The sequence below is a fragment of the Pseudomonas sp. TR47 genome (genome assembly GCF_044143025.1).
In the GTDB taxonomy this organism is placed as follows: domain Bacteria; phylum Pseudomonadota; class Gammaproteobacteria; order Pseudomonadales; family Pseudomonadaceae; genus Aquipseudomonas; species Aquipseudomonas putida_E.
This window is the reverse complement of the sequence record NZ_JBHFCS010000027.1, coordinates 25,929-42,313: the sequence shown is the minus strand read 5'-3', so window position 1 is coordinate 42,313 and position 16,385 is coordinate 25,929. Positions and strand designations below refer to the sequence as shown.

The following is a 16,385-nucleotide window of genomic DNA, read 5'->3' as shown; positions in this document are numbered from 1 at the left end:
GTTCAACCAGCGTCATCGCTGCCCCTGAGGCGAAGATCATCCGCAAGTCGATCTGCTTGCCGCCTTCAACAGCTCAGTACCCCAGCCTTTTCAGCAAACCTGGCTCACTTTCAGCCGGGCGATCATAAAAGCGCAGTAGCGCACCCGCCCTGTTGGTAAAGATCCCATCCACCCCTGCCTTCATGCTTGCGGCGAAGTCCTGCGCGTCATCGAGCGTATAGACGTGCACCAGCAGCCCGCGCTCATGGCTGGCCTGGTTCATCCATGGCTGAATGAGATCGGCATAGCTCTGTTCGCCCAGCTTGCTGCGCTTGGCAGAAGGCCCGGTACCGATCGCACCGCCCTGCTTGGCGAAGTCCAGCCAGCGCAGGAACTCAGCCCGGCTCTTCGGTTGCTGGCGTGCATAAAAAGCGGCCTTGTCGCTTTCGCCTGAATCCGCCAAATCTTGCCCCGAGGCCGGTGCTATGGCCTTGGTACCCACCCACAGCAGCAGAATCTTCGGTACCTGCGGCATCGCCTCGTGCAGCAACGCCAGGCTGTTGCGATCGAATGTCTGCAGCACCACGCGCCCAGGCCGATCGAGCCAGCCACGGGCCTCCAAGCGCTCTTCGAGCTGCCGTTCAATGCCTGGAAACTGGCTGGGAACCTTGGTCTCGATATACAAACCGGGCTGGCGCTGCGGGTTGCCTTCGGCAATATCGATGACTTCGTCAAGGGTAAGGATCGACAGTTTGGCGAACGATGCCCTGGCACGTGCCGGGTAGGCGTTGTTGAACCAGCTGCCGGCGTCCAGTGACCTGAGCTCGGCGAGGCTGAAGGCACTGACCGGGCTGTGTTTGCGCTCGGGGAAACGCTCGGCGACATCGCTGGTACGTGACAGCTCATCGTCGTGGACCACGACCAGCACGCCGTCGCGCGTGCGCTGCAGGTCCAGTTCCAGGTAGTCGGCGCCCAACTCGCGGGCCAACAGGTAGGCAGGCCTGGTGGATTCCGGTGCGTCGTAAGAGGCGCCGCGGTGAGCGATCACGGCCGGGTATGGTATGCCGTGGGCTGCGGCGAGGGCTGTGCCGTCCGTTGCCAAGGCCACTGAGGCCGGCCCCAGTGCTGCCAAGGCCAGCATCCCGATCAAACACTTGCGCATGTGAAGTCCTCTTTCATTCTGCGAACCTTGTCGTGGCTGTAGCGCAACCCTCGCACACATTGCATGACATGCTAAAGTCGCCCCCGTTTCCCGCTCCAGCGAATGGACCCATCATGCCCGCACTAGACGCCCACCTCGCCACCTGGCAGGAACTCGCCCAACGCCACCCCTGCGATGCCTTGCTACTGGGCAACGGCGCCAGCCGCGTGCTGTGGAAATCATTCGGCTATTTCTCACTGTTCGAGGAGGCCCAGCGCGCCGGCCGCAAGAAAGGCCTGGCAATCAGCGACCAGGCCTTGTTCAAGTCCCTGGGCACTGAATTGTTCGAGCCGGTGCTGAGCACGCTGAACCAGACTGTGCGCGCCAACGCCGCCCTGGCGATCAACTCCACCGCGCCGCTGAACCGCTACTACTCGATCAAGGAAGCGCTGATCCACGCCGTGCGTACCGTGCACCTGCCATGGCCAAAGATGCCAGCGACAACCCTGGCATCGATCAACCAAGCCTTGCGCGGCTACCGCAGTGTCTATACCAGCAACTACGACCTGATCCTGCCTTGGGCAGTGCAGCACGCACCCCAGGGCTTCGCCACGCTGTTCGATGAGCAAGGCTTCTTCGACGTACGCCGCACCCGCAGCGAAGGGACGCGCGTGCTGCATTTGCACGGCGGCCTGCACCTGCTCAAGCTGCCCGACGGTACCACCCGTCAGCGCAGCGCCGAAAGCGCCGAGCTGCTGGACGGCTTCGCCGTGAACATTCCGGGTGAAGTACCACTGTTCGTCAACGAAGACCGCAGTGACGAAAAACTGCGCGCCATCCGCAACTCGGACTACCTGGCCTGGTGCCTGGGCCAGCTGGCCCAGGAAAACCAGGGGCTATGCCTGTTCGGGCAGCACCTGGACAGCAGTGACCAGCACTTGCTCGAAGCGATTCGCCAGGCGCGGCCGCGCCATCTTTCGATTGCCATACGGCCATTGAGCGAGGCTTCGGTGGTCAATCAGAAGCAGCACTTTGTGGACCGCTTTGGTGATCTGGCGGGGACAGCGCTGCATTTCTTTGATGCGGGTACGCATCCGTTGGGGTTGGCGGAGTACGCGATAAAGATGCCAGTGCATGCAGAACACTGACAGGCGCTCGGGGACGAGCGCCACAGCCGACTTACGCTGAGATGGGGGGAATCAACCCGTCGTTGCGCAACAACGTCTCCAGGCAATGCTCCTGCACCCCATAAAACGCTTTCAGTTGCGCAATCTTTTCCAGCAGCGCTTGCGCCGCTACGGGCTGCTTGCGCTTCACCGCAAGAATCATCTTGTTCTTGTTGGTGTGCTCAAGCGAGATGAACTCGAACACCTTGGTCTCGTAACCACAGGCTTCCAGATACAGCGCGCGCAAGCTGTCGGTGAGCATCTCGGCTTGCTGCCCCAGATGCAGGCCGTATTGCAGCATCGGCTGCAGCAAGCCCGGGCTGTGCAGTTGCGGGCGAATCTGCTTGTGACAGCACGGCGAGCACATGATGATCGCAGCGTTGCAACGGATTCCGGTGTGGATCGCGTAATCGGTGGCAATGTCGCAGGCATGCAGGGCGATCATCACCTCGATGGCCTCGGGTACTACGCTGCGCACGTCACCGCATTGAAACTCCAGGCCCGGGTGCTCCAGACGCGCAGCCGCTGCATTGCACAAATCGACCATGTCCTGACGCAGCTCCACCCCAGTCACCTGGGCTGCGCGGCCCAGGCTGTTGCTCAGGTAGTCGTGCATGGCGAAGGTCAGGTAGCCCTTGCCTGAACCGAAATCGGCCACCCGCAGCACCTGGTCAGCCGGCACCGGCGCATTGGCCAGTGCGTGATCGAACACTTCAACGAACTTGTTGATCTGCTTCCACTTGCGCGACATGGACGGGATCAGCGCACCCTGTGCGTCGGTCACGCCCAGATCGCGCAGGAAGGGCCGCGACAGTTCCAGGTAACGCTTCTTCTCGCGGTCGTGGCCCGTGCTGGCAGCAGCCTCGCGCGGCGCCTGGGCACCGTGGCGCTGGAGCATCGGCTTGCCCTTTTTGCTGAAGGTCAGTTGCACTTCGCCGTCGGCGTCGAACAGGTGGGCGTTGCGAAAGCTCTGCGGCAGAAGCTCGGCGATCAGTTCCTGGGCCTGGTCCACCGGCACGTTGCGGGTGATGTCGCGGGTCTGGTGGCGGTAGACCAACGAAAGGTTGGGCTGCCCTTTTACCTGCACCGGCTTGGCGATGATCCGCTGCAGGGTCTGGTCCTCGCCGACATGGCGCGCCAGCACCAGTTTGACCAGGGTATTGCCGTGCAAGGCAGCGCTCAGCAGGTCGAGAAACTGGGCGCGCGCGTCCGGCGCGATAGAAGCGGAAGTACTGGCGGACATGGAAAACAGGTGCCTCGGATAGCGGTGAGCGCGTTGCGCAATGCCGCGCATTCTACGTTGATGCCTGGCTCAGGCGAAGGTTTTCGCGATGGGCGTGGTTCACTCTAGAATCACCAGACGGTTCGGCAGCTCGTTGCGTGCGTGGGTGCGTGGCACGTGCTCGCACAGCCGTTCACCGCAGGCCTCGATGCACTCGACAAACCCCTGCAAGGTACGGCCCTGGCGCACCTGTTCGGCGAAGCGGGCACCAATCACCGCACGCGAGTGTGCATCGAGGTGGCAATCGATACCTTGATCGACCAGGATCTCCACATGCAGCTCCGCCTCGGCCACGAAGATCAGCACCCCAGCCCCCTTGGCCGTGCAATGCAGTTTCTGCTCGCGAAACTGTTGCCGGGCCAGGCGCGATGCCTGCCAGCGGCGCAGCGCAGGGGGGACCAACCAGGCGTTCAGGCGTGGGGTACGTAGCAGCGCACAAAGGCCGATGAACAGCAGCAGGTTGGCCACCAGCAGCCCGTGCCCAACGGGCCAGCCCAGCAGCAGCTGCAAAAGGCCAGGCACCACCAGCGCCAGCACGGCGGCCCAAAACAGTGGAAGGTAGGCGTAATCATCGGCACGCCGGGCCAGCACGGTCACCAGCTCGGCATCGGTGCGCCGTTCCACGCGCGCGATGGCCTCAGCGATCTGGCGCTGCTCGTATTCGTCGAGGGAAGTCATGCCTTCGGTCTCTGATCGTTTTTATAGTTGTTGTCCCGGCACTCGGGTGATCCTCAGCGAGCGCCATAATCAGGCATAATCCGCCGCTGGAATTAATGCCGGTGAATCGTACAACAATAGCCGCCTGAAAACTTCGGCCGCGCGCGTATCACCGTGGATACGGCACAGGCCTCGACAACGGAATTCATGATGAAACTGTCTTTGCTGGGCCTGGCCTTGGGCCTTGCCAGCCAGGCGGCCCTTGCCGCCCCCACCGCCCCGCCCCTGCAGGACAAGCAGGCATTCATCGAGCATCTGATCAGCCAGATGACCGAGGCTGAAAAGATCGGCCAGCTGCGCCTGATCAGCATCGGCCCGGAGATGCCACGCGACAAGATCCGCGAAGAAATCGCCGCAGGCCGTATCGGCGGTACCTTCAACTCGCGCACTGCCCCCGAGAACCGGCCCATGCAGGACGCCGCCATGCGCAGCCGCCTGAAGATTCCGATGTTCTTCGCCTACGACACCATCCACGGCGAGCGCACCATTTTCCCGATCGGCCTGGGGCTGGCTGCCACCTGGGATATGGACGCCATCGCCAAGGTCGGCCGCACCTCGGCCATCGAAGCCGCCGCCGACGCCCTGGACATGACCTTTGCACCCATGGTCGACATCGCCCGCGACCCTCGCTGGGGCCGCACCAGCGAGGGTTTCGGTGAGGACACCTACCTGACCTCGAGGATCGGCCAGGCGATGGTCCGCTCGTTCCAGGGCAGCAGCCCGGCCAACCCGGACAGCATCATGGCCATCGTCAAGCACTTCGCCCTGTATGGCGCGGTGGAAGGCGGGCGCGACTACAACACGGTCGATATGAGCCTGCCGAAGATGTACAACGACTACCTGCCGCCCTACCGCGCCGCGCTCGACGCCGGTGCCGGCGGGGTGATGGTGGCGCTGAACTCGATCAACGGCGTGCCGGCCACCTCCAATACCTGGCTGATGAACGACCTGCTGCGCAAGGAGTGGGGCTTCAAGGGCGTGACCATCAGTGACCACGGTGCCATCCAGGAACTGATCCGCCACGGCGTCGCCCACGATGGTCGCGAAGCGGCCAAGCTGGCGATCAAGGCTGGCATCGACATGAGCATGAACGACACCCTCTATGGCGAAGAGCTGCCAGGGCTGCTCAAGTCAGGCGAGGTGACCCAGGCCGAACTGGACCAGGCCGTGCGCGAAGTACTGGGCGCCAAGTATGAAATGGGCCTGTTCAAGGACCCGTACGTGCGGATCGGCAAGGCCGAAACCGACCTGAAGGATTACTACGGCGAAGACCGCCTGCACCGTGACGCCGCGCGCGACGTGGCGCGCCGCAGCCTGGTGCTGCTGGAAAACCGCAAGCAGACCCTGCCGCTGAAAAAAGCCGGCACCATTGCCCTGGTCGGCCCGCTGGCCGATGCGCCGATCGACATGATGGGCAGCTGGGCTGCCGACGGCAAACCGATGCACTCGGTCACCGTGCGCGAAGGCCTGCGCCGCGCCGTCGAGGGCAAGGCCAAGCTGGTCTATGCCAAAGGCTCCAACGTTACCGGCGACAAGGCGATCGTCGATTACCTCAACTTCCTCAACTTCGATGCCCCGGAAATCGTTGACGATCCGCGCCCGGCCGCTGTGCTGATCGATGAAGCGGTCAAGGCAGCGAAGCAGTCCGATGTGGTGGTGGCGGTGGTCGGCGAGTCCCGCGGCATGTCTCACGAGTCGTCCAGCCGCACCACCCTGGAGATCCCGGCCAGCCAGCGCGAGCTGATCAAGGCCCTGAAAGCCACTGGCAAGCCGCTGGTACTGGTGCTGATGAACGGCCGGCCGCTGTCGATCGCCTGGGAACGCGAACAGGCCGATGCCATCCTGGAAACCTGGTTCGCTGGCACCGAGGGCGGCAATGCCATCGCCGACGTGCTGTTCGGTGACTACAACCCTTCGGGCAAGCTGGCCATCACCTTCCCGCGTTCGGTCGGGCAGATCCCGATGTACTACAACCACACGCGCATTGGCCGCCCGTTCACCCCAGGCAAGCCGGGCAACTACACCTCACAGTACTTCGAGGAGCCAAACGGCCCGCTGTACCCGTTCGGTTACGGCTTGAGCTACAGCACCTTCGAGCTGTCGGGGCTGAACCTGTCGCACAAGGACCTCAAGCGCGGCGACACGCTGGAGGCGAAGGTGACGGTGAAGAACACCGGCAAGGTGGATGGCGAGACCGTGGTCCAGTTGTACCTGCAGGACGTAGCAGCATCCATGAGCCGCCCGGTGAAGGAGCTTAAAAACTTCCAGAAAGTGATGCTCAAGGCCGGTGAGTCGCGGACCTTGGCCTTCCGCATCAGCGAGGAAGACCTGAAGTTCTTCAATGGGCAGCTGCAGCGGGTGGCTGAACCTGGCGCTTTCAATGTCCAGGTCGGGCTGGACTCAGAGGCCGTGCAGCAGAAGAGCTTCGAACTGCTGTAACCGGTCTGCAAGCATTACCGTCCTGTCGCCGGTTTGACGGCGATAGGACGGTACTGACAACTCCTTCATCCGGACCCGCCCCATGCCATTTTCCTTTCGCGCCCTGCGTCTGGGGCTGATCACCCTGCTGATCTTCGCTGGCACCGCGCTCAGTGCCGGCTGGGCCATGCACCAGGCCAAGCGTCAGGCCATGGAGGATGACGCCCGTCGTGCCAGCCAGCAGTTGGGGCTGTACGCCACCTCGCTGCATACCCTGATCGAACGCTATCGCGCCCTGCCCGCCGTGCTGGCGTTGGACCCGGAACTGATTCAGGCTCTGCGCGGCCCGATCAGCGAGCCGGTACAGGACGCGCTCAACCTTAAGCTCGAACGCATCAATGGTGCTGCCAATTCCTCCACCCTGGAGCTGCTCGATCGCACCGGGCTGGCCGTGGCGGCCAGCAACTGGCGCTTGCCCACCACCTACGTAGGCTCCAACTACGGCTTTCGTCCGTATTTCAAGCAAACCCGCAGCCAGGGTAGCGGCCGCTTCTATGCCGTTGGCGTGACCAGTGGCGTGCCGGGGTATTTCCTGTCCAGCGCAGTCACTGACGAACAAGGCCGTTTTCTCGGGGCCATGGTGGTGAAACTAGAGTTTCCCGAGCTGGAACGCGAGTGGCGCCAAGGCAACGACATCCTGCTGGTCAGCGATGCACGCGGCATCACCTTCATCGCCAACCAGGACGGCTGGCGTTACCGCGAGCTGCAACCGCTCAGCGGGCCCGATCGGGCAGAGCTGGCCGAGACCCGCCAGTACGACAAGCAACCGCTGGTACCGCTGCAGCATCAGGTGTTGACCCGCTTCGCCAGCAACAGCACCCTCAGCCGCGTGCAGGGGCCTGATGGGCCTGCCGAGTACCTGTGGGAAAGCCTACCGCTGGAAAGTGAAGACTGGACCTTGCACCTGTTGCGCAAACCACAACTGGCCGCTGATGGCCGTAATGCAGCCCTGGGCGCAGCTGCCGCGTGGCTGAGCCTGGTGTTCGCTGCACTGTTCGTCAGCCAGCGCCTGCGCCTGGCCCGCTTGCGCCGGCGCAGCCGTGAAGAGCTCAAGCGCCAGGTCGAAGAGCGCACCCGCGAGCTGCGTACCGCCCAGGAGGGCCTGGTGCAGTCGGCCAAACTGGCCGCACTGGGGCAGATGTCAGCCGCCATGGCCCACGAGATCAACCAGCCGCTGACGACCCAGCGCATGCAACTGGAAACCCTGCGCCTGCTGCTCGATCACGGCCGCTACGACGAGGCACGCCAGGCCCTGGAGCCGCTGGAGCAGATGCTCACGCGCATGGCCGCGCTCACCAGCCACCTGAAAACCTTCGCCCGTAACAGCCCGGTCGGCCTGCGCGAGCGGCTGGACCTGGCGACCGTTGTCGATCAGGCCCTGCACCTGCTGGACACACGCATCCGCAGCGACGAGGTCGAAGTGGCCCTCTACCTGGCGCGCCCGGCATGGGTACGCGGTGATGCGATCCGCCTGGAGCAAGTGTTGATCAACCTGCTGCGCAACGCCCTCGACGCCATGGCCGACAAACGTTACAAACGCCTGGAAATCCGCATCGAACCCGAGCACGATCAATGGCGATTGAGCGTGCTCGACTCTGGCGGCGGGATTGCCGAGACCGACCTGGCCAGGGTGTTTGACCCCTTCTTCACCACCAAACCGGTGGGTGAAGGGCTTGGCCTGGGCCTGGCGATTTCCTATGGCATCATCCATGAAGCCGGCGGCCAGTTGCAGGCCGAAAACCTGCCAGGCGGTGCGCGCCTGAGCCTTACCCTGCCCCGCGACCTGGAGCCTGCATGTTGAATTCAGTGATCGTTGTCGATGATGAAGCCAGTATTCGCAGCGCCGTCGAGCAATGGTTGAACCTGTCCGGTTTCAACGTGCAGTTGTTCGCCCGCGCCGAGGACTGCCTGGCTCAGTTGCCCTGTCATTTTCCAGGGGTTGTCATCAGTGACGTGCGCATGCCGGGCATGGGCGGCTTGCAGCTGCTCGAGCGCCTGCAGGCCGATGATCCGGACCTGCCGGTCATTCTTCTGACCGGGCATGGCGATGTGCCTATGGCGGTCGAGGCCATGCGCAACGGCGCCTACGATTTCCTGGAAAAACCCTTCACGCCACAGCACCTGCTCGGGAGCCTGCGCCGCGCGCTGGAGAAGCGCCAGCTGGTGCTGGAGAACCGCCGCCTGCATGAGCAGGCAGACCTCAAGTCGCGCCTGGAATCCACGCTTCTGGGTATGTCCCAAGGCCTGCAGCAATTGCGTCGGCAGGTGCTGGACCTGGCCAGCCTGCCGGTCAATGTGCTGATTCGCGGCGAAACCGGGAGTGGCAAGGAGCGCGTGGCGCGCTGCCTGCACGACTTCGGCCCGCGTGCAGGCAAGCCCTTCGTGGCGCTCAACTGTGCAGCCATCCCTGAGTCGCTGTTCGAAGCCGAACTGTTCGGCCACGAAAGCGGTGCCTTTACCGGCGCCCAAGGCAAGCGCATCGGCAAGCTCGAATATGCCAACGGCGGCACGGTGTTTCTCGATGAAATCGAGAGCATGCCATTGGCCCAGCAGGCCAAGCTGCTGCGGGTGATCCAGGAGCAGAAGCTGGAAAGGCTGGGGGCCAATCAGAGCATCAGCGTCGACCTGCGAATTATCGCCGCAACCAAGCCCGACCTGCTCGAAGAGGCACGCGCCGGGCGTTTTCGCGAAGACCTGGCCTATCGCCTGAATGTCGCCGAACTGCGCCTGGCACCGTTGCGCGAGCGGCGCGAGGACATCCCGCTGCTGTTCGAACACTTCGCCCACGCTGCAGCCCAGAAGCTCGGCCGCTCAGCCCCGCCGTTGTCGGGTACGCAACTGGCGCAGCTGCTGTCACATGACTGGCCGGGCAACGTGCGGGAACTGGCCAATGCCGCCGAACGCCACGCGCTGGGCTTGGGTTCGCCGAGCCTTGACAGCTTGCCTGCAGGCCAATCCCTGGTAGAGCAGATGGAGGCGTTCGAGGCGCAATGCCTGCGTGTGGCGTTGCGCTTGCACAAGGGTGAGATCAAGGGCGTGATGCAAGACTTGCAACTGCCCAGGCGCACCCTCAACGAAAAAATGCAGCGCCATGGGCTGGTACGCGAGGATTTCGTCGTGCGGGAATGAGCGGAAATCCGCCTATTGGTTAATCTCAATAAGCAAAAATCCGCTTACTTCCACTCTTTTTCCTAGGCCTGCCCTGCAGTTCATCACGTGCAGGCGCATACCGAAGCAAACCGCGGCCGGCCAGCGGCAGCGCGGCTTCCATGCAAGCTGAAGCTCCTCGAACGGCACCACGCGCCCTCAAATGAATCACCACGCACCCGTTTGGCACACCTTCTGCAATCTCGCTGGCAAGCTGCGCTTCGGCGCGCTCCACAAAAACAACGAGAAGGTATCCCTGATGGATAACGCCACCTCCCTGCCAACCGGGGCAGCCGTCGCGCCCGCCGCAGAAAGAACCACCGCCAGCCGCCTCAAGTCGATTTTCAGCGGCTCCATCGGCAACATGGTCGAATGGTACGACTGGTACGTCTACGCCGCATTCTCGCTGTATTTCGCCAAGGCGTTCTTCCCGGCCGGCGATTCCACCGCACAACTGCTCAACACCGCCGCGATTTTCGCCGTGGGCTTCCTCATGCGCCCGATCGGTGGCTGGCTGATGGGCCTGTACGCCGACCGCAAGGGGCGCAAGGCCGCGCTGATGGCCTCGGTTCTGCTCATGTGCGCCGGCTCTCTGGTCATCGCCCTGACCCCGGGTTACGAAACCATCGGCGTCGCCGCCCCGGTCCTGCTGGTCATCGCCCGCCTGCTGCAAGGCCTGTCGGTAGGGGGTGAATACGGCACCTCGGCCACCTACCTCAGCGAAATGGCCAGCAAGGAGCGCCGTGGTTTCTTCTCCAGCTTCCAGTACGTGACCCTGATCTCCGGTCAGCTCATCGCCCTGGCGGTGCTGATCGTTCTGCAGCAGACGCTGACCACCGAGCAACTGTATGCCTGGGGCTGGCGCGTACCGTTCGTGATTGGCGCGCTCTGCGCGGTGGTCGCGCTGTACCTGCGCCGCGGCATGGAAGAAACCGCCTCGTTCACCAAGAAGGAAAAGGCCAAGGAAAGCCTGATGCGCACCCTGATGCGCCACCCCAAGGAACTGATGACCGTGGTCGGCCTGACCATGGGCGGTACTTTGGCCTTCTACACCTACACCACCTACATGCAGAAATACCTGGTCAACACTGTTGGCATGAGCATCAGTGACTCGACCACCATCTCGGCGGCCACACTGTTCCTGTTCATGTGCCTGCAGCCGATCATCGGCGGCCTGTCGGACAAGATCGGCCGTCGCCCGATCCTGATTGCCTTCGGCGTACTGGGCACCCTGTTCACCGTACCGATCCTCAGCACCCTGCACACCATTGAGTCCTGGTGGGGCGCGTTCTTCCTGATCATGGCTGCGTTGATCATCGTCAGCGGTTACACCTCGATCAATGCCGTGGTCAAAGCCGAACTGTTCCCGACCGAGATCCGCGCCCTGGGTGTTGGCCTGCCTTACGCCCTGACCGTCTCGATCTTCGGCGGCACCGCAGAATACGTAGCCCTGTGGTTCAAGAGCGCCGGGATGGAGAGCGGTTTCTACTGGTACGTCACGGCGTGCATCGCTTGTTCGCTGTTGGTGTACGCGACCATGAAGGACACCAAGCAGCATTCGCGGATTACGACTGACTGACAGTGATCCTGCGGTTTGAAAAGGGGCGCCCCAGTAACTGGGCGCCCCTTTTTTTGGTTGCTCGCAAAGCTTTTGTGATGTCGCTGGTTGCATGGTTTGAGTGTTCTGGCGCCCTTGACACTCACCCGACAGCCCACCAAATCCCCGCCTTAACCCCGAATTAATACCGCTGCTGCATCCTGCGTAGGCTGGAGCCCAATTGCACTGCGCAACGCATCCCTGGCGTTGCCGGGCCGTACCCAGTGCGAAGTGACAATCGGTGCGCCCAAAATGATCTAATAATTCGATTATTTAACGCCAATTTTTGCGCTTTTTAATCAAATTAATCGGCGTAGCATTGGACCCATAGAAACAAACAACCTCTTGAACCCAACGGAGCAACGACCATGAAAAACAAACTGATCCTCACCCTGGCCCTCTCGGTTTTCGCCACTGGCGCCTTCGCCGAAGATGGCTTCGAGCGCACCAAAGGCCACAGCTTCGCAGCGGCCCAGAGCCAAGCGGCCACTTACGCTGAAGACGGTTTCGACCGTACCGGTGCACAACGCTTCGCCGAAGACGGCTTCGATCGCACTGGCGCACAGCGCTTCGCCGAAGACGGCTTCGATCGCACTGGCGCACAGCGCTTCGCCGAAGACGGCTTCGACCGCACTGGCGCACAGCGCTTCGCCGAAGACGGCTTCGACCGCACCAACGCTCACCGCATCAGCTGATCCCTGATGCGTGCAACCAGCCCGGCCTCGGTCGGGCTTGATCATTTCCAGGCGGGCACAAGCTTGGCACACTAGGCGCCTCGTCCCCTCTGGAGGTAGGGCCACAGGCCCGACAGATGTATTACTACGAACCCGCCAAAGGCCACGGCCTGCCCCACGACCCGTTCAATGCCATCGTCGGCCCACGCCCGATCGGCTGGATCTCATCCCAGGACCACGAAGGCCGCTTGAACCTCGCGCCCTACAGTTTCTTCAACGCCTTCAACTACATCCCACCGATCATCGGTTTCTGCAGCGTCGGGCGCAAAGACAGCCTGAACAATATCGAGCAGACCGGTGAGTTCGTCTGGAACCTGGCCACCCGCCCGCTGGCCGAAGCCATGAACCAGAGCTGCGCAGCCGTACCGGCAGAGGTGAACGAGTTCGACTTGAGCGGGTTGACGGCAACCCCGTCAAGCCTGGTGAAGGTGCCCCGCGTGGGCGAAACCCCGGTGGCTTTCGAATGCAAGGTGAGCCAGATCGTCCAGCTCAAGCGGGCCGACCAGGAACATGTGCCGAGCTGGCTGATCCTCGGCGAGGTGGTGGCGGTGCATATCGCTGAGCACCTGCTCAAGGACGGTATCTACGATACCGCGGCCGCCGAGCCGATCTTGCGAGGCGGTGGCCCGGCGGACTACTTCGAGCTGGGCAACCTGTTCAAGATGAGAAGGCCGCAGGCCTGATCACCAGACCAGCTCGCCTTCTTCACCAACGCCCTTGAGGCGTTCGAGTTGGGCGCAGGCGGCCTCATCGGCCGCCATGGCGCTCTTGAACACCTGACCGTCGAGCACCTTGTGAAAGCGCGGCGCACCGCCCATGCCCAGCGCCTTGACCGCGATAGCGGCGTTGTAGCCGCCGCCTTCCACCGGGACCATCGCCGAAACCGCTTCGAAATGCGGGAATTCTTTACGTGCCATGTTGCAATCCGCGTCGTTGATCGAGGGGCGGCATTCTACCCCGCGCGGCATGGCATTCAACCGAAGGTATGCAGATCCAGGCTGCTGACCACCTGGGCCTGCACCAGTTCGCCAAACACCTGCAAGGTCGGCGACTCGAAATAACCTGTCATCGCCTGTTGGTCACGCCAGCTCCCACTGAGCAGCCAAAGATCGGCATCGGCCTGCGAACGCTGTACGGTAAAGCTCAGGCAGCCAGGCGCGCTCAGCGAAGGCTCAAGCAGGTCCCGCAGGCGCGCGCCGAGCTCCGCCGAACGACCGCTGCTGGCACGGATGAAAGCCAAATGGGTGACCGGTTGTAGAAGGGCCATTGCACGATCTCCTTGGAGCAGACGGACGGGAAAACCAGGCTGCCAAGGTTAGTGGCGCGCTCGCGCGGCGCGTTAGGCCATTACTGCACGTCGATTGCCTGATCCTGCCGCACGGCAGGATCAGGCAATCGACGTGCAGCTTTGGACTAGCGCCCGCCATTGCCCAAACCTATGCTGCGTCGGTCAGCAGAGGAAAGCCATCATGACCACCGCCCCGTCCATTGATCCGACCCTGGAAGTGCAGCGCCAGGAACTGGCCGAGCTGATCGGGCGCCATGCCGGCGAAGCCCACGGCCCCGCGTCGGCCATCGATGATCTGTACCTGGTGCGCTACACCGAGAACGTGCGCTCGGTGCCAACCCTGGCCCAGCCTGCCCTGTGCGTCCTCGCCCAAGGCAGCAAAAGCTTGTTTCTGGGCGACGAGCAGTATGCCTACGACCCGCTGCATTACATGGTGGTGTCGGTGACCCTGCCGCTCAGCGGTGCCAAGCTCGATGCCAGCCCGGAAAACCCCAGCCTGGGCCTGCGTCTGGACCTTGACCCGGCCGAGATCAGCCAGTTGATTGCCGAAAGCGGGCCGATGCTGGTGCCCAATCTGCCCTCAGGTCGCGGCCTCTATGTGGAAAGGACAGATCCGCAACTGCTCGACGCACTGCTGCGCCTGATTCGCCTGCTGGACGCCCCGCGTGACATTGCCATGCTGGCGCCGCTGATCCGGCGGGAAATCCTCTATCGCCTGTTGCGCGGCCCTCAGGGTTACCGCCTGTATGAAATTGCCCTGGCCAACAGCCAGACGCACCGGGTGTGCCAAGCCATCACCTGGCTCAATCAGAATTACCAGCAACCGCTGCGCATCGAGGACCTGGCTCGGGAGGTCAACCTCAGCACGTCAACCTTGCACCACAGGTTCAAAGCCGTGACCTCCATGAGCCCCTTGCAGTACCAGAAGCAGTTGCGCCTGCAGGAGGCCCGCCGGCTGATGCTCAACGATGGCCTCGAGGCAGCGGTGGCGGGTTATCGGGTGGGTTATGAAAGCCCATCACAGTTCAGCCGCGAGTACAGCCGGCTGTATGGCGCGCCGCCGATCCGGGATGTGGCGCGCTTGCGGGCCAGTGCCGGGTAACAGAGTGCACAATCAGCCTTCTACCACCGCCTGCCACTGGTTCTGATCGACCTGGATCAACGTCGGCCCCTTACGCTCCACTGCCCGCCCCAGGGCCGCCTGCAACTGCTGCACATCGCCAACCTGTTCCGCTTCAGCCCCCAACGCACGTGCCACGCCAATGAAATCCGGGGTATGGATATCGACCCCTACCGGCTCGATGGCACGATTGACCATGTATTTCTTGATCTCTTCATAGCCCTGGTTATTCCACAGCAGCACGATCAACGGCACCTGCGCCTCCACCGCACTGGCCAGCTCCGGCAGGGTGAACTGCAGCCCTCCGTCCCCGATCAGGCACACTGCCGGGGCACGCGTGGCCGGTTGCTCGGCGCTGCCCAGCCACGCCCCCATCGCCGCCGGCAGTGCATAACCCAAGGTGCCGTAACCGGTCGAGGCATTGAACCAGCGGCGTGGCTGATCCATATCCAGGGTCAGGTTGCCGGTGTACACAGGCTGAGTCGAATCGCCCACCAGGATGGCGTTGGGCAAGCGTTCCAGAATGCTGGTCAGCAGGCGGGTCTGGCTCAGGGTTGGCTGGTCCCAGGTAGCGTGCAGTGACGTGCGCAGGCGCTGCGCGCGTGCCGCCCCCCACGCGCCATCGCGGGCAGGCTGTGGCAGGTCGTGCAAGGCATCGAGCAATGCCTGTGCTGCCAGCTCGGCATCGGCGACCAGCGCCAGCTCCGGCAGGTAATTGCGCACGGTCTGGTCCGGATCGATGTCGATGCGCAGCAGTGCGCCGGGGATTTCAAAGCCGCCCTTGAACGTCACGTCGTAGTCGGTTTCAGCCAGTTCGGTGCCAATCGCCAGCACTACATCAGCCTCAGCCACCAGCGCGCGGGTGGCGACCAGCGACTGGGTCGAACCGATCTGCAACGGATGGTCAGAGGGCAGCAGGCCCTTTGCATTGATGGTCAGAGCCACAGGGGCCTGCAGGTACTCGGCCATGCGCGCCAGCGCAGGGCCAGCAGCCAAAGCACCGCCGCCTGCCAGGATCAAAGGCTTGCGCGCCTTGGCCAGGCGTTCGGCCATCAGTGCCACAGCCTGCGGCGCGGCGCCCGCGCGGCTACTGCGTACAGGGCGGCCCGGCAGCAGATGGTCAGCAGGCTCGACCAGCACGTCCAGCGGAATCTCGATATGTACCGGGCGCGGCCGGGCGCCATCGAACACGGCAAACGCGCGCGCCAGTACCTGTGGCAAGTCATCAGCGCTCATCAAGGTTTGCGAGAAGGCAGCCACCCCAGCCACCAGGGCGCTCTGGTTGGGCAGCTCGTGCAGCTTGCCACGGCCACCACCCAGCTGGCTGCGCGACTGCACGCTGGAAATCACCAGCATCGGGATCGAATCGGCGTAGGCCTGGCCCATCGCGGTGGTGATGTTGGTCATCCCTGGGCCGGTGATGATGAAACATACACCCGGCTTGCCACGCGTACGCGCATAGCCGTCAGCCATGAACCCGGCACCTTGCTCATGACGCGGTGTGATATGGCGGATGGACGAGCCCGCCAGCCCTCGGTAGAGCTCCACGGTATGTACGCCGGGGATGCCGAAGACATGGTCTACGCCATAGCCTTCGAGGAGTTTGACCAGTACTTCGCCGCAGGTAGCCATCGCGTTTCACCTTGGATCTTGTTGGAATCTGCGCTCATTGGACCCAACGCACAGCTATCGCCACAAGGCAAAAAAACACATACTAGCCATGTCCTGTAATCATG

Annotated in this window: 14 protein-coding genes; 8 read left to right on the top strand and 6 right to left on the bottom strand. The window is 63.0% G+C overall.

Going from position 1 to position 16,385, the window contains the following annotated elements; translation table 11 throughout:
• Nucleotides 1-73 precede the first annotated feature (73 nt).
• Nucleotides 74-1,141 (bottom strand): glycerophosphodiester phosphodiesterase, encoded by a 1,068-nt coding sequence (locus ACEWE8_RS22595; RefSeq protein ID WP_052750405.1) that lies wholly within the window; start codon nt 1,139-1,141, stop codon nt 74-76.
• A 113-nt stretch (nt 1,142-1,254) separates the two neighbouring features.
• On the opposite strand from ACEWE8_RS22595, the gene ACEWE8_RS22590 reads away from it, so the two are divergent.
• Nucleotides 1,255-2,268 carry a DUF4917 family protein gene (locus ACEWE8_RS22590; protein ID WP_046784932.1) on the top strand — a complete coding sequence of 338 codons (1,014 nt, stop codon included), beginning with the start codon at nt 1,255-1,257 and terminating at the stop codon, nt 2,266-2,268.
• 31 nt (nt 2,269-2,299) lie between these two features.
• On the opposite strand, the gene ACEWE8_RS22585 is transcribed toward ACEWE8_RS22590, so the two are convergent.
• Together ACEWE8_RS22585 and ACEWE8_RS22580 are read right to left on the bottom strand one after the other, a co-directional pair.
• Nucleotides 2,300-3,529 (bottom strand): SAM-dependent methyltransferase, encoded by a 1,230-nt coding sequence (locus ACEWE8_RS22585; protein WP_046784967.1) that lies wholly within the window; start codon nt 3,527-3,529, stop codon nt 2,300-2,302.
• A gap of 99 nt (nt 3,530-3,628) precedes the next feature.
• Nucleotides 3,629-4,246: a TPM domain-containing protein gene (locus ACEWE8_RS22580; protein ID WP_046784931.1), complete on the bottom strand. Its 618-nt coding sequence runs from the start codon at nt 4,244-4,246 to the stop codon at nt 3,629-3,631.
• A 186-nt stretch (nt 4,247-4,432) separates the two neighbouring features.
• Here ACEWE8_RS22580 and bglX point away from each other — a divergent pair, with 186 nt between their 5' ends.
• The 6 genes from bglX to ACEWE8_RS22550 all read left to right on the top strand — a co-directional run bounded on the left by bglX (nt 4,433) and on the right by ACEWE8_RS22550 (nt 12,924).
• A complete protein-coding gene (bglX, locus tag ACEWE8_RS22575; RefSeq protein WP_125924249.1) occupies nt 4,433-6,724 on the top strand; it encodes a beta-glucosidase BglX in 2,292 nt (763 codons plus the stop codon).
• A gap of 82 nt (nt 6,725-6,806) precedes the next feature.
• Complete coding sequence (locus ACEWE8_RS22570) at nt 6,807-8,564, top strand: ATP-binding protein (RefSeq protein WP_046784930.1); 1,758 nt, start codon at nt 6,807-6,809, stop codon at nt 8,562-8,564.
• Nucleotides 8,558-9,892, top strand: a complete 1,335-nt coding sequence (locus ACEWE8_RS22565; protein ID WP_046784929.1) for a sigma-54 dependent transcriptional regulator — start codon at nt 8,558-8,560, stop codon at nt 9,890-9,892. Before ACEWE8_RS22570 ends, ACEWE8_RS22565 begins: the two co-directional genes overlap by 7 nt.
• A 277-nt stretch (nt 9,893-10,169) precedes the next feature.
• Nucleotides 10,170-11,489 carry an MFS transporter gene (locus ACEWE8_RS22560; protein ID WP_046784965.1) on the top strand — a complete coding sequence of 440 codons (1,320 nt, stop codon included), beginning with the start codon at nt 10,170-10,172 and terminating at the stop codon, nt 11,487-11,489.
• A 386-nt stretch (nt 11,490-11,875) separates the two neighbouring features.
• The gene (locus tag ACEWE8_RS22555; RefSeq protein ID WP_046784928.1) at nt 11,876-12,202 is read left to right on the top strand and encodes a hypothetical protein; all 327 of its coding nucleotides are present in this window, start codon (nt 11,876-11,878) and stop codon (nt 12,200-12,202) included.
• Nucleotides 12,203-12,318: 116 nt separating this feature from the next.
• Complete coding sequence (locus ACEWE8_RS22550; RefSeq protein ID WP_046784927.1) at nt 12,319-12,924, top strand: flavin reductase family protein; 606 nt, start codon at nt 12,319-12,321, stop codon at nt 12,922-12,924.
• Here the strand turns inward: ACEWE8_RS22550 and ACEWE8_RS22545 are convergent, their stop codons facing one another.
• Entirely contained in the window at nt 12,925-13,158 is a 234-nt protein-coding gene (locus tag ACEWE8_RS22545; protein ID WP_046784964.1) for a hypothetical protein, read from the bottom strand.
• A gap of 56 nt (nt 13,159-13,214) precedes the next feature.
• Nucleotides 13,215-13,508 carry a putative quinol monooxygenase gene (locus ACEWE8_RS22540; protein ID WP_012312958.1) on the bottom strand — a complete coding sequence of 98 codons (294 nt, stop codon included), beginning with the start codon at nt 13,506-13,508 and terminating at the stop codon, nt 13,215-13,217.
• A gap of 202 nt (nt 13,509-13,710) precedes the next feature.
• On the opposite strand from ACEWE8_RS22540, the gene ACEWE8_RS22535 reads away from it, so the two are divergent.
• Nucleotides 13,711-14,631, top strand: coding sequence for an AraC family transcriptional regulator (locus tag ACEWE8_RS22535; protein WP_039604874.1), 921 nt, complete (start codon nt 13,711-13,713; stop codon nt 14,629-14,631).
• A gap of 12 nt (nt 14,632-14,643) precedes the next feature.
• On the opposite strand, the gene ACEWE8_RS22530 is transcribed toward ACEWE8_RS22535, so the two are convergent.
• Nucleotides 14,644-16,281 (bottom strand): 5-guanidino-2-oxopentanoate decarboxylase, encoded by a 1,638-nt coding sequence (locus ACEWE8_RS22530; RefSeq protein WP_046784926.1) that lies wholly within the window; start codon nt 16,279-16,281, stop codon nt 14,644-14,646.
• Nucleotides 16,282-16,385: the final 104 nt, after the last annotated feature.

Coding starts and splice junctions, on each gene's coding strand:
- ACEWE8_RS22540 (WP_012312958.1), bottom strand. CDS start 13,508: ATGGCCCTTCTACAACCGGTCACCCATTTGGCTTTCATCCGTGCCAGC.
- ACEWE8_RS22580 (WP_046784931.1), bottom strand. CDS start 4,246: ATGACTTCCCTCGACGAATACGAGCAGCGCCAGATCGCTGAGGCCATC.
- ACEWE8_RS22545 (WP_046784964.1), bottom strand. CDS start 13,158: ATGGCACGTAAAGAATTCCCGCATTTCGAAGCGGTTTCGGCGATGGTC.
- ACEWE8_RS22595 (WP_052750405.1), bottom strand. CDS start 1,141: ATGCGCAAGTGTTTGATCGGGATGCTGGCCTTGGCAGCACTGGGGCCG.
- ACEWE8_RS22590 (WP_046784932.1), top strand. CDS start 1,255: ATGCCCGCACTAGACGCCCACCTCGCCACCTGGCAGGAACTCGCCCAA.
- ACEWE8_RS22570 (WP_046784930.1), top strand. CDS start 6,807: ATGCCATTTTCCTTTCGCGCCCTGCGTCTGGGGCTGATCACCCTGCTG.
- ACEWE8_RS22560 (WP_046784965.1), top strand. CDS start 10,170: ATGGATAACGCCACCTCCCTGCCAACCGGGGCAGCCGTCGCGCCCGCC.
- ACEWE8_RS22565 (WP_046784929.1), top strand. CDS start 8,558: ATGTTGAATTCAGTGATCGTTGTCGATGATGAAGCCAGTATTCGCAGC.
- ACEWE8_RS22555 (WP_046784928.1), top strand. CDS start 11,876: ATGAAAAACAAACTGATCCTCACCCTGGCCCTCTCGGTTTTCGCCACT.
- ACEWE8_RS22550 (WP_046784927.1), top strand. CDS start 12,319: ATGTATTACTACGAACCCGCCAAAGGCCACGGCCTGCCCCACGACCCG.
- ACEWE8_RS22530 (WP_046784926.1), bottom strand. CDS start 16,281: ATGGCTACCTGCGGCGAAGTACTGGTCAAACTCCTCGAAGGCTATGGC.
- ACEWE8_RS22585 (WP_046784967.1), bottom strand. CDS start 3,529: ATGTCCGCCAGTACTTCCGCTTCTATCGCGCCGGACGCGCGCGCCCAG.
- ACEWE8_RS22535 (WP_039604874.1), top strand. CDS start 13,711: ATGACCACCGCCCCGTCCATTGATCCGACCCTGGAAGTGCAGCGCCAG.
- bglX (WP_125924249.1), top strand. CDS start 4,433: ATGATGAAACTGTCTTTGCTGGGCCTGGCCTTGGGCCTTGCCAGCCAG.